This is a genomic window from Myxococcus xanthus, assembly GCF_006402735.1.
GTDB classification, from domain to species: domain Bacteria; phylum Myxococcota; class Myxococcia; order Myxococcales; family Myxococcaceae; genus Myxococcus; species Myxococcus xanthus_A.
Map to the genome: position 1 here is coordinate 9279720 of NZ_CP017174.1, position 13750 is coordinate 9293469.

Sequence of the window (13750 nt, forward strand, 5' to 3'; positions counted from 1 at the left end):
TCCTACTCCTTCCTGAGAAGCTTCAAGAGCCGGTCGAGGTCATCGTACGAGAAGAAGTCCACCTCGATGGTGCCCTTTCCGGGGCTTCGTTCGGTGAGCCGGACCTTGGTACCCAGTCGCCGCTGAAGCTCCTCCACCAGTGACTTCACCTGCGGGCTCTGCTTCGGTGCCGCCTTGCCCGCGTCCTTCTTCCCGCTGGTGCGACTCTGCTGGACCAGCCGCTCCGTGTCACGCACGGAGAGCTTCTTGTCCGCGACTTGCTTGGCCAGGTTCTGCAGTTCGGGCAGCCGGGGCACGCCGAGCAGCGCGCGCGCATGGCCCATGCTGAGCGAGCCGTCCGCCACCATGCCCTTGACGTCCGCGGGCAGCGCCAGCAGGCGCAGTGCGTTGGCCACCGTGGAGCGCTCCTTGCCCACGCGCGCGCTGACCTGCTCTTGCGTGAGCTTGAACTCCTCCACCAGGCGCTTGTAGCCCTCCGCCTCTTCGATGGGGTTCAGGTCCGCGCGCTGGAGGTTCTCCACCAGCGCCAGCTCGAAGGCCTGGACCTCCGTCACGTCACGGACGATGGCGGGCACTTCCTTGAGGCCGGCGGCCTGGGACGCGCGCCAGCGGCGCTCGCCCGCGATGATGCGGTAGCCGTCACCGTCCTTGCGGACGAGGATGGGCTGGAGCACCCCCTGCGCCTTGATGGAGTCGGAGAGCTCCTTGAGCTTCTCCTCGTCGAAGTAGGTGCGCGGCTGGTCCTTGTCGCGGTGGATGGACTCGATGGGGAGCTTGAGGACGCCGGCCTTCGGGGCCTGCTCGCCCTTGCCGGAAGAGGTGGCGCCCGCCTGGGGGATGAGGGCGGACAGCCCGCGCCCCAGGGCCCGCTTCTGCATGTCTGCTTTCACCACGTCGTGACTCCAGCCAGGGCGCGGCTCAAGCCACGCGCCTGCGAGGGCTCTTGGGGGTGTCCCGCTTCATCAGCTCGCGGCCCAGCGCGAGGTAGCTCTCACAACCCTTCGACTTGATGTCGTACAGGATGATGGGCTTTCCGAAGGAGGGGCACTCGGACAGGCGCACGTTGCGCGGCACGATGACCTCGAACACCTGCTTCTTGAAGTACCCGCGCACCTCTTCGACGACCTGGTGGGCGATGTTGGCCCGCGAGTCGAACATGGTGAGGAGGATGCCCTCCATCTTCAGGTCCGGGTTGAGGCCCTGCTTCACCAGGTCGATGGTGTGGGTCAGCTGGGAGAGCCCCTCGAGCGCGTAGTACTCGCACTGGAGCGGGATGAGGACGGAGTCCGCGGCGGCCAGCGCGTTGAGCGTCAGCAGGCCGAGCGACGGCGGACAGTCGATGATGATGTAGTCGTATTCGGGGGCCAGCGGGCGCAGGGCATCGCGGAGGCGGAACTCGCGGTTGTCCTGGTTGACCAGCTCGACCTCGGCGCCGGTGAGGTCCGGCGTGGCGGGCACCACCTGGAGGTAGCGCAGCTCCGTGGGGTGGAGCAGCTCCTTGATGGGCCGGTCATTGAGCAGCGCTTCGTAGATGGTGCCGGTGATGTTGTCCTGCTTGATGCCCAGACCACTGCCCGCGTTGCCCTGCGGGTCCATGTCCACCAGCAGCGTGCGGCGCTCCGCGGAGGCCAGGCTCGCGGCGAGGTTGATGGCGGTGGTGGTCTTCCCGACGCCGCCCTTCTGGTTGGAGATGCAGATGATACGACCCACGGTGGCCCATCCTCTCTCTCCCCGGCCGTTGGCCAGGGCCCCGCGCGTGATGCAGTGCACGGTTGCGCGCTGATCCACGCTGCTAGCACGCGGTTTGGTATCGGATCAAATTCACGGCGAGCCTTGCTTCCCTGCTCTCTTCACGGGGGGTTGCGCGGACCTGGAGTCCGGTGGCGGGTGCCCGGAAGAGGCCTGGAGGCTGGCCGGGGGTGCCTCCTTATATAAGGAGGCGGTGCACCGGGGTGCCAGTCGAACGGGGCCACGGAGGGCCGGTGTCAGCCCCCTATATAATGATGCGGCCGTGGCGCTGGTCCGTGGGGGCCCTCACGGGGCGGCACCTGTTCCGCCCGGCCGTGGCCACGGCGCCCCCAGGCTGGAGACGGCGCGTTTCTCGTGGAACCCCACGGCTGCGCAGCGAGCGAGCAGGCGGGAAGGAAGCCCTCGTGGAATAGAACGCGGCGGATCCGTTTGCGGGGTTCGCGGACCTTTGAACCAGTTTTCAGGGGGTCGGCGGCGATGAACTTCCGAGCGGAGCCCATGAACGTGCGTCGCGTTCGTGCGCGAGGCTGGGCTTCTGGGTTCCCTGAACGTGGATGCAGCCGCGCGTTTCGGGCCACGGGCATCCGTGGGTTCTGTCCTCACGCGGTGACGTTGTCGTGGGCAGCGGGTGCGTTTCGCACGATGCCCGCGTGAGGCCGCGGTCGGGGTTGCCGGTTGGCGCGCGAAAGACACGCGCTGATTGCTTCAGCGCATCACACGCTATCGGTGGTGGGCCGTCCTCGGGCACGACGCGGTGCCATTGGCAGTGTTGGGCCCAATGGTTCCGCATCCGACCGGCTTTGCTCTGCACATCTTCGTGGCGCAACCGATGCACCGCCTCATTCGGGGCAGTGCAGCAAACTCGCGCACGCGACTGGAAGCGCCCCATGCCGCGCAGTTGAGCCATGCCGTCACCCCATGAAGCAACGCGCGTTGAAGCGGCCCAGGCCTTGCCGAGTGCAACCTGCGAGCGTCAATGAGCCACCGGCTCGAGTGACGCTGACACGTGTCCTCCATGTTCCGCGTGGAACGGGCGACGGAGTCCTGCGCGCGGCGATGGTGCGTTCACATGGGCCTCAACGTCAGCCATCCGCAAGAGCCTCGCCGCCGGCGGACCACATGGCCACGCACATCGGTTCTCCCTTGCCGAGGATTCCCACCGCGAGGCCCTACCCTCTTGGAATCGCGCGCGGCGCGTCTGACCCGGTCACGTGGTTCGAAGCGAACTCCAGGCGAGGACCCATCCCCCTCGCTTCGGCCAACGACCGCAGGCAGCACATCGACGAGGTCAGTCCACTTACCGGCCCAGCTCAGCGGACTCACCACTCGGGACGGACAGCGGTCGCGCGAAGCATGCCGCGACGAACGGCGATGCGGATGGCGACTCACACCAGCACGAGGTTTTCCCCGCGGGGATGTTCATCAGGGCCACGCATCCGATGACGGCAGGCGAGGAACTCCATCGGACTTCGCCAACCACGGCGAGTTCGTTTCGAGCCCTCCAAGTGTGCCGGAGGCGGGCCGCTTGACATGGGTACGCAGCGCCAGACGTCGCATCGATGAGGTTCTGCGTCCGGTGGCATCACCGGAAGCTCCACGCCCACTGAGGGCCACACGAATCGCGAGGCGGCATGCCGTCACATCGATGCCTCAACCGAGGTGCCATGACTTCCCATCAGGAACAGGGACCGGATAGCGCACCGTTGAGCGGGCTCAGGTGGGGTAGGCCGCAGCTTCTCCGCGGTCACATTGAGCCCGGTTCTGCCTTGAGCCAGAGCTTCATGGCGACATGCGACCGTGCCGATGACGTGGCCCGAACTGCTGCTCGTCCACGCCGACTACTCCGCATGGGGCTCGCACCTCGCTGAGCCGGGGGCGCCCGCCAACCTGCAGACGTACCGATGCAGCAGCACGAGGGCAGTCCGTACTCGCCATTTGCTCCACACGGAACTCGCGCCTCGGTGAGCAGGAACTCAGGAAGGAGTGTCGACGTACCGGTGTCGCAGTCTGAGTTGCCGCCTGTCCCTGCCATCTGCGCCACACGGACCTTGCATCTCGGTGAGCACGAACTCCGGACGGCATGCGATGCGGCCGGGCTGACGTCGCGGTCTGCATCGGCTCCAGTCCTCGCGGGCCGCATCACGCGCCATTCACGCCTCGGCGAGCATGGGCTTCGGACAGCATGTGGCCGGGCTGACGTCACGGTGCGAATTGCCGCCGGGCCTCACCGGCTGCGCCGCACGGAACTCGTGTCTTGGTGTTCATTCGTTCCGAGCGACCTGCGGCCCTACGGACGCCGCAGGCTGAGTTGCCGCCATGCCTCGCCGACTGCGTCCCGCGCCTTCACGCTTCGGTGAGCATGGATTCCGGACGGCAAGCACCTGCGCTGCCCCCGCGACTCCGCGTCGACTGCTCCCCGCCGAACGCGCGTCACATGACCATGGTTTCAGAACGCCACGCGGCCATGCCGACGCCGCGGTCCATCCACCCCACCACTACTTCTCACCGCCTGCTCCATCCGCGCGAGCCTCGTGCCTCGTTACGCATGAGTTCGGACGACATGCAGGTGTGCCGATGCGACGGTCCGAACCACTGCCCATCCCCGCAGCTAGCTCCATCCCCTCGCACTCGCACCTCATTGCGAATGCGTTCCAGATGGTACGCGGCCGTGCCGATGCGGCAGTTCAAGCCACTGTCCATCGTCGCCGCTCGTTCCGTACGGACTCGCACCTGGTGACCATCACGTCAGGACAGCGTGCGGCTGTGCCGATGCGGCAGTTCGAGCTGTCTCCCGTAAGCCCCCAAGCTCCACTGGGTCTCGCACCGCATCCACGCGGACACCCGGCGACATGCGGTCGTCCCGATACGGCAGTCCGCGTCGCCGTCAGTCCTCGCCCCATTTTCCACACCGCCATCGCGGCGCATCCGCGCGGGAACGAGGCGGCACCTGGTCGAGTCGAATGCGGCAGTGCAGCTACCGCCTGTCTGAACCAACCGCGCCAAGTGAACTCGCAGCTCGTCCGCGCATGAGGCGACCTGCGCTCGTGCCGACGCGACCATCCGAGCCACCGTCAGTCCGCACCACCTGCTCCACTTGGACTCGCCACTCACCCGGGCATGAAATGGCCTGCGTTCGTACCGACGCGGCAGTCTCAGCCATTTCCAGTCCGCACCACCTGCTTCACTTGGGCTCGCAGCGCACCCGTGTACAGGAAGACATCCGCTTGCGCCGATGCGGCCATCCGCGCCATCGCCGTCCTCACTGCCTGCTCCACCTGAAGCTCACCGCCCCTCGCGCGAACCAAGCGGCCTTCGCGGGGACGCAGCAACGCGGCGGCAGCACCACTCCGACGTTCAACGCGCTCCACGGGGAACGCCCCGCGTTGAGCACAGATGTCGAAGAGCGCGTGGCCACTTCAGCGCGGAGCGCCGGGATGGAGCCCGCACAACGCACGACCGACGCTGCTCAGGAATCTCCATCAGCATGTGCACCGAGCGGCCTGGGTGTTTGGCTCCGCACCGCACACGGACGCTCCACATGGAGCGCGTGCATCGAGCCAACGACACTGGCCGGCAAGTGGCGCACCCATCCTGTGCATCCATGCATCGCGAAGCTCTTCAGGCGTTCCACGTGGAACAGGCGCTGGGTGGCGGATGGGCAAAGGCCCTCTTGTGACCACCTTTCCGTGACACACGACGGTGCGCTCACCGCACCATGAGAAGTGAGCGCCTCACGGTCCTGGATGCGGAGCCGTCAGCGGACTCTTCTGCGCGGTGCTCGCGCCCGCCACCAACCCGTTCGGCGTTCCACGTGGAACAGGCACTGAGCAACCCGCCCATGAGCAGTCGCGCCGACCCACTTCGCTGAAGTGCACGCGTCAGCGCGCGCATCCTCTTCGCCAAGCGCCAGGAACTCACACCAAGCGGAACGCATGCGCGAATCGATGCGGTGCGCAGGCGCCCACCACCACCATCGCCGACCCCGCGAAGTGCGCATGCCGAACGGCGGCTCCAACCACCGCGAAGAAGCACCTGATGCGCCGCTTCTTCGTTCCACGTGGAACACGCGTTCGCGAACTCGCTGGGACGCCACCACGGCGGACCTTGTTGAAGAGGTGCGCAGGCCGTTCCATCTAGAAGGTGAAGCAAGGCGATGGCCGCTGCTCATCGGCGCGGGCCAGTTCCAGGGATGGTGGGTCACCGAGTTCCACGTGGAACAAGCCACCAGACCCGCCTCATGCCCAAGCTCCTCCATGGCGCAGAGTTCGAGCCCACGCCGTGTTCACGTTCCACGTGGAACAAGCAGCGTGCGTCTCACATGTGCACGGCGGCCAACGCATCCATGAACTGGAAGCCCAAGAAGCCGCGAACCACGCGGCTCCAGCCGCTTCGATGAAGCCTCGTCCACGTTCCACGTGGAACACGCGATGAGGCGCGGTCATGAGCAGGGCTACGCCCAACCGCCGTGTTGGCGTGCCCATGCGGCCACCCGCGTTCCACGTGGAACGGTTCGAAGCAGGGCACGCGAGCACGCTCAACCATCATGCCGGGCACGCCCATGTCGTCCGCGTGTTCCACGTGGAACCGAGCACGCACTTGAGCAAGCCAAACGCGCCCAACACGCCAACCTGCCCATCGCTCCGGCGTTCCACGTGGAACACGCCGTGAGCTGAACACGCGAGGAAGCAGGCGCTCGCGCACCATCAGGTGCGGCGCTCCATGTTCCACGTGGAACGGGTAGCGAGCGCCGCGCGTGTTCACGCCGCCTCGCGCATTTCGGCCGCTCACCCATGGCCTCCGTGTTCCACGTGGAACGAGCAACGGGCTCCGCGCCGGGACCTCCAGCGTTCGCTCATCCCAACGATGTGCCCAAGTCGATGAGTCCAGGCCGTCTCGCTGTTCCACGTGGAACGGTCAGGCATATGAACTGCGCATGCAGCAGACCGCTCTGCTTTCTCGCACCTCCCGCACCACGTGAACGGCGATGGGCATCGCGCGTGTGCGAGCCACACCCGTTCAGCGCGGCCACGCACCAACGCCTCTTCCTGCTCCGCATGGAACCGCGGAGGCCCTCGCGCATGAACGAGCCCCACTCGTTCAGCACGGCCCTGCGCGTGTGCCGTCTCCCTGTTCCACGTGGAACCACAGAAGGCATGAGGCATGTGCAAGCCGCACCCGCTTCGCGCAAGCGCGCACCAACGCCTCTTCCTGCTCCGCATGGAACCGCGGCTGCCATACCGCATGAACGAGCCCACTCGTTCAGCGCCACCACGCGGTTTTGCCCTCCCTTGTTCCACGTGGAACCGCGAGAGGCATCGCGCATGAGCGAGCCGCACACGCTCAGCGGGACCACGCATCACGCGCCTTCCTGTTCGACGTGGCACCACGACAGGCATCGCGCATGAGCGAGTCACACCCGTTCAGCGCGGCCACCCGCGCGTCCCTTCTTCCTGCTCCATGTGGAGCGGTGAGGGCACGCGCATGAGCCGACCGCGTTCGTCCAACGCGGCCATGCACTCGCTCCTTCCTTCTTCACGGAGCACGATGGAGTGACGAGCAGCGCGTTGCATGCGTTCGACATGGCTCGTCGCACTCCCCTCCTCCACGTTCCACGTGGAACAGCAAAGGGCCCGCGCATGAGCAGGTCGCATCCGTCCGACGCGACCATGAGTTCGCGCCTTCTTGCTCAACGGGGAACGACGGTGGCACCGCGCATGAGCAAGCCACTCCGGTCACCACGACGGCCCGCGCTTCCACCTTCCTGTTCCACGTGGAACTGCCCGACCAAGGTGGATGAGCGCTCATCGAAGCCGCGTGCTCGCAGCTCCCGCGCTCCGCGTGATGCGGAAACCCAGGTGAGCACGCGAACAGATGACGACCGCCTTCTGAGGTGATGCGCTCCATGTTCCACGCGGAACGAGCGCCAGGTCGAAGACGAGGTCAGCCGATGCCGTTCACCGCGAAGACGTGCGCACGCGGGGGACGCTGGCTGAGCCCGCGAACAACTGACGCCCGTCACCACGCTCCGTCCCCCTGGACCACGCGATGTCCCGGGCATGCGCACTGGCGCCGCCAGTTCTCCGTGATGACGTGTCCATGAGATGCCCACGCTCAACGCGGATGGCGCCTGCGCAACACCCGCGACCCGCCGCGCTCCTCCACCACGACGCATGAGCATGCCGAGCGTCCCGTTCCACGTGGAACGGGCCCTGGGCCAGTCGCGTGAGCGAACGGCATCCACCCGTCACAAGCCGTGCTCGCATCCACATCGCTCCGGTCATCGCCTCCGCGGGCCATCCAGTCCGGCGCGCCGGTCGGGCGCCGCGCGTAACCGCCGCGAAGCCATGCTCGAAGCCCACTCCCATCAACGTGAGGTTTGTCCGGAACAGGCACGCGCCCCTGATGTCGATGCGACCGCTTGCGCATCGCGACTCACGGAGCGCTTCCATGTCGAGACCAGTGCCACCACGGTCCGCTTGAAGCACGAGCCCGATGAACGCGCGCCGGATGAGCGCCCTCGCGAGAAGTGGCGCGGCCATCACGCATCGCCGTTCACATGTGCTTGAGCGAAAGGTGCTGCTCGCTCGCGGAGCCATGGCGAGATGCGCAAGTGGTGCCGTAACGGATGCTCCCCTCCCCTGCTCCACGTGGAACGAGGCCCATCGGTTCAGCCGATGAAGAACCACTGTCCCCGGCTGCCTTCGCTACGTCCCCAATGGGTTGTCGCGCGCACCACGCCAACACCTGGGTCCAAGCCAGGCACTCGTGTCACGAGCACCATCACGGCCTGAACTGGGACCGTGCCGCGCGTCGCGAGCATGAATCCGCGAACTCGGTCACCGCTGCTGCCCGCGAGCAGCGCAGTCAGCCACCCACACGCAGCCGGACTTGAAGGACCACAAGAAGGCGAGCCACGGCACCCACCGAACCCACTGGTGGCGTGCGGGCTCATGACCACCATGAAGCCCTAAGCAGCACCGCGCACGAAGTAGCCGAACGCGAAGCTCCATCCCGGGTGTCCTCGTGACCTCAATCCAGCCTTCAACTGAGCGCAGCCGGGGAGACTTCGCGCCCCAACGAGACGGCATCGCCGAGACGGACATGCGATGCACCTTCATCCATCCGAAGCCTCGAAGCCTCACGGAGACAGACCGCTCCGCACAGGACGGACGCGTAGCCCCGTGTGCACGAAACCGCGGCGAGGATGCACGTCGTCGTCACCCCATCCCGACTTGCATCAAGTTCCCCACGAGGCACCGTGTCGCGACGTTCGCTCGCGCCCGATGCGCAGACTGTCCCAATGCCAGGAGCACGGATGCAGCGTTCAGGATGACGGCATGCCCGCTGGCAGCATCAAGGACGTGAGCCTCTTCCGTGCGATGAAGTCGACCCGCTCGTCGCATGCACGCCGACCAGGCGCTGGCCCGGCTGTCCGGTCAGCGTGGCCTTCAGCTCGGCCTCTCTTCACGGACATCGCCTTCGAACAAGCTCGCCCTAGGAGGCAGCGCACTGCAGACCCATGTTGAGAACGCAGCCTCGCGCGCGCATCCACCACCGCTCGCGGAGCAGTGACTCACGTCGGACTGCGAAGCGCCGTTACGGAAATCAGATGCGGGCGGCTCTCAGCCCGCAGCCAGGCAAGCAGCTCCACTGGCACACGGACTCCGTGCATCCGACGGCACGAGCGTTGTCCTGCCTGCTCAAGAGAAGTGAGCCGACCGAGCCCACGCAGCGCTCCATCAACAGCCCGCGCCTCGACATGCACCTCGATGAACAGTGACGCGGCCGTGGTGGTGCATCAACCAACCGCCCGTCGCCCTTCATGCAGCGACCAACGTGCAGCGCAGACTTCCAACGATGCGCTCAAGTCGCTGCGAGCAAGGTCATGCACCGAGCGTGGCGCTTCACCATCCAACCGCTCGCCCCCTGCACCGAGCGATCGACTTGCAGCTTCGATTGCCGGCCTTGCTTCCGAGCCACTGTGAACAAGGACGTGCACCAGGCAGGGCCGCGTCCCCTCCCCTGCTAGCGCCGCTGGAGTCATCCGCATCAAGTCGGGCAGTCAGTCGTGGGGAATCCGCGTCGGCTCAGCTGCCGTCGCGAGTTGCTGGACACATCAGCAGGCACGCTCGTGGAGGTGCACGGAGTCGCGCTTGTTACGACACGGCGCCTGCTCGCTGCTTGGACCTGCCCGTGGAGGCGACTGTCGCGATACAGCAACGCTCGCCGCCACCACGGACGCACGAATGATGCGCCCGCGTCGTTGTGAGCAAGCGCGCGCTGCCCCATTCGTCATCGGCGGTTCAACGCCAACGCGGGGCGCGAGGTGCGCGCATCCAGTTCGACACGCCCACCACGCGCCCGCGGAAACAGTTCAGGAACGCGGAGCAACAGGCTCCACGAAGTACGTCTGTTTGGGCCGTGGGTCCGCCTCGTAGGCATCAGCGAATGCGTGAGCACCCTGCTCACTCTGAAGCCGAGCCACCTCCGCGCGATTGCCGTGCTCATCCTGACGGATGACGGCCCAGTCCTTTCGCGCGGGTTCCCCAGGGGCCGGCGTGCCGCGGAACTCGACGTAATACGACTGCTTGTGCGCACGCTCTTCGAGGATGCGCGCGAAGCACGCCACATGCGCGCGCTCGGGCGACAGCGCGACGTCGTAGCGATTGCCCGTCTCATCCATGCGCGTGACTGCCCAGCCTTCACGCGGGAGCGGGAGCCCCGCGTCCGCTCTCCATTCCACGACCTCGTCCTTCAACCCCAGGTGGGCCATGGCGTGGTCGACTTCCAAGGGCTCGATGAAGACATGGAACCGGTCGGCCTCTCGCAGCGAGACGACCACCAACTCGAGCCCACACTCGCTGCGCCAACCCCAGTGCGCCTCCAGGAAGCGACCCTCATCGCGAGTCACCACGAGATGTGGCGGGCCCCACTGGCGCTCGAAGCTGGAGCGCGAGGCCTTCAACGTGACGGCGTGAGCATGACGCTCGAACAACCAGACGCGAGGACGGTCCGTCGGAAGCGGCTTCATGCGTGGCACCTCCGCCGTGAAACCTAACGAGGCCACCGGCTCGCGCCACCCTTCCCTCCCGGTGGGATGCGCGCCGCTGAAGTCACTCAGCAGCGCCGTGCATCCTCGGGAGGAAACACCGCCGTGTCACGCTGCCCGGAATCACCCACGGGCCGGCGCGCACGGCGGCACTCCCCTCCCCTACTCCTTGGCGAACACCGCCACCTGGCGCTCGGCGCCGGAGAACGGCAGCCGGTACGCCCGCGCGGACACGACGCGCAGTTGCCGCTCCGCCGCGCGCGCCGCCAGCTCCGCGTCCGTCTGCGCCTTGCCGAGCATCGCCACCACGCGCCCGCCCGGCTCGACGTACGCGGGCGCCAGCGCGAGCCAATCCGGCAGGTCCATGAAGGCGCGCGCAATCAGCACCTCGGCGCGCGGAATCCCTTCCGTCTCCGGCTGGCCTTCCGCACGCGCGTGCAGACCGCGCACTCCTTGCAAACCCAGGCTCGCCGCCGCGGCCTTGATGAACGCGACCTTCTTGCCCACCGTGTCCACCAGCGTGACGCCCAGCGCCGGCAGCGCGAGCTTCAATGGCAGACCCGGGAAGCCCGCGCCCGCACCCAAGTCGAGCAACGTCGCCGCGCCCGTCACCTCCGGCAACACCGCGAGCGAATCCAGGAAGTGCTTCTCCAGCACCTCCTCCGGCGCCGTAATCGCCGTGAGGTTCACCTTCGCGTTCCACTTGAGCAGCTCGCTCATCAACCGCTGGAGCCGCGGCCCCAGGTCCGCCGCCACCGTCACTCCCAGCGCCCGGCACCCCGCCGCGAGCTGATCCTCGAACCGCGCGTTATCCACAAGCCCTCCGCGTCAAACCTACCTGCAACCCACTGGAATCATTCAGGAGACTGCAAGGCCTAAAGTTTCCCACACGTTGTCCACAGCCCCTTATTTGATCAGTCCTCGGGCTGCGAGCAGACTGTGGGCGCCCCTGCTCCGCGCTTGAGCGCCACCAGCAGCAGCGACACCGCGGCGGGCGTCAGCCCCGGAATCCGGCGAGCCTGCCCCACCGTCCCCGGACGATGCGCGGTCAGCTTCTCCACCGCCTCCGAACTCAGCCCCCGCACCTCATGGAAACGGTAGCCCTCCGGAATCCGCCACCGGTCCGTGGACTCGGCCTCGCGCGCCGCGGCCCTCGCGGCCTGGGCCACATAGCCCTCGTACTTCACCTCGACCTCCACCTCCTCGGCGACGTCGGGTGACAGCACCGGCCAGTCCTCGCGGCCTTCGCCCAACTGCGCGTATGTCACCTCCGGCCGCCGCAGCCGCGCCGCCAGCCCGGTGCGCTTCAGCCGCGCCACCTCCTCCGTCACCGCGCGGCCTCGCGCCTCCGCTCGCTCCAGGGCCTCGCGCGGCAGCAGCCCCACCCGGTGCCCGTGACGGGCCAGCCGCAGGTCCGCGTTGCCCTCGCGCAGCTTCAGCCGGTGCTCGGAGCGGCTGGTGAACATGCGGAACGGCTCCTCCACGCCCTTGGTCACCAGGTCATCCACCAGCACCGCGCCGTGGGCCTCGTCGCGGCCCGGCAGGAGCGGCGGCTCGCCCTTCATCTGGAGCGCCGCGTTGATGCCGGCCCACAGGCCCTGGAAGGCGGCCTCCTCGTAGCCCGAGGTGCCGTTGAGCTGCCCCGCGAAGTACAGGCCGACAATGGCCTTCGTCTCCAGCGTGGCCTTGAGCTGTGTGGGCGGCGCGTAGTCGTACTCCACCGCGTAGCCGAAGCGGACCACCTCCACCTGCTCCAGGCCCGGAATGGTGCGCAGGAAGGTGAGCTGCACGTCCGCCGGCAGGCTCGTGGACAGGCCCGCCGGGTACACCAGCGGCGACGTGGGCCCCTCCGGCTCCAGGAACACCTGGTGCTTCTCGCGCGAGGCGAAGCGCACCACCTTGTCCTCCAGTGACGGGCAGTAGCGCGGCCCCCGGCCGACGATGTCCCCCTGGAACAGCGGCGAACGGTGCAGGTTGTCGCGCAGCACCGCGTGCGTGCGCGGCGTCGTCGCCGTGAGCGCGCACGTCACCGAGGGCTGACGGGGAAACGGCATCCCGCCCTCCCCTTCCACCTGGGTGCGCCAGGAGAAAGGCCGCACGCGGGTGTCCCCCGGCTGCGGCTCCAGCGCGTCCCAGTCGATGCTCGCGCGCGCCAGCCGCGCCGGCGTGCCCGTCTTGAAGCGGCCCAGGGTGAAGCCCAGCGCGCGCAGCGACTCCGACAGCCCGCGCGCCGCGTCGTCACCCAGACGGCCGCCGACTTCCTTCTGCTCGCCCACGTGCATCAGCGCCTGGAGGAAGGTGCCCGTGGTGAGCAGCACCGCGGAGGCGGACACCTGCGTGCCGTCCCCCAGCACCACGCCTTCCACCCGGCCTCCGCCAGCCACCAGCGCTGCGACTTCGCCCTCGCGCACCGTGAGGTTCGGCTGAGAGAAGAGCACCGCCTGCATGCCGGCCGCGTAGGCATCCCGGTCACACAGCAGGCGCGAGGCCTGCACCGCGGGCCCCTTGGAGGCGTTCAGCGTCTTGAAGTGCGTGCCCACCTTGTCGGCCGCGCGCCCCATCTCTCCGCCGAGCGCATCCAGCTCTCGCACCAGATGGCCCTTGGCCGTGCCACCCACCGCCGGGTTGCAGCTCAACACCGCCGAGCGCTCGCGCTTCAGCGTCAGGCCCAACGTGGCCAATCCCATCCGCGCGCAGGCGAGCGCCGCCTCACTGCCCGCATGGCCCAGCCCCACCACGATGACGTCGTACCGGAGTCCCATGTCTCACGAAGGTCGCGGGCGACACGGGCAGGCTGACCTGCCCCGCCGCCGTTTCGCGCCTTCGTATGGCGCCCAACCCGGGCCCTTGGCAAGCAAAGGCCCCCGAGAGAGGCAGGGCACCCGATGGAGCGAGCGCCCTGCCCTGCCCTCGTTCGAGAATTTACGGAAGCGCGCGAGGCAGGCAGTGGGA

5 protein-coding genes are annotated in these 13750 nt (G+C 67.6%); all 5 read right to left on the reverse strand.

Going from position 1 to position 13750, the window contains the following annotated elements:
* Nucleotides 1–2: 2 nt before the first annotated feature.
* Nucleotides 3–893: a ParB/RepB/Spo0J family partition protein gene (locus BHS09_RS38340; protein WP_140796255.1), complete on the reverse strand. Its 891-nt coding sequence runs from the start codon at nt 891–893 to the stop codon at nt 3–5.
* Between the two features lie 25 nt (nt 894–918).
* Entirely contained in the window at nt 919–1710 is a 792-nt protein-coding gene (locus BHS09_RS38345; RefSeq protein WP_140796256.1) for a ParA family protein, read from the reverse strand.
* 8413 nt (nt 1711–10123) lie between these two features.
* The gene (locus BHS09_RS38355) at nt 10124–10780 is read right to left on the reverse strand and encodes a hypothetical protein (protein ID WP_237080090.1); all 657 of its coding nucleotides are present in this window, start codon (nt 10778–10780) and stop codon (nt 10124–10126) included.
* Between the two features lie 180 nt (nt 10781–10960).
* A complete protein-coding gene (rsmG, locus tag BHS09_RS38360; RefSeq protein ID WP_140800552.1) occupies nt 10961–11614 on the reverse strand; it encodes a 16S rRNA (guanine(527)-N(7))-methyltransferase RsmG in 654 nt (217 codons plus the stop codon).
* Between the two features lie 98 nt (nt 11615–11712).
* Nucleotides 11713–13560 carry a tRNA uridine-5-carboxymethylaminomethyl(34) synthesis enzyme MnmG gene (mnmG, locus tag BHS09_RS38365; RefSeq protein WP_140800553.1) on the reverse strand — a complete coding sequence of 616 codons (1848 nt, stop codon included), beginning with the start codon at nt 13558–13560 and terminating at the stop codon, nt 11713–11715.
* Nucleotides 13561–13750: the final 190 nt, after the last annotated feature.

Excerpts from the sequence above, each read along its gene's own strand:
- mnmG (WP_140800553.1), bottom strand. The coding sequence starts at position 13,560 with ATGGGACTCCGGTACGACGTCATCGTGGTGGGGCTGGGCCATGCGGGC.
- BHS09_RS38355 (WP_237080090.1), bottom strand. The coding sequence starts at position 10,780 with ATGAAGCCGCTTCCGACGGACCGTCCTCGCGTCTGGTTGTTCGAGCGT.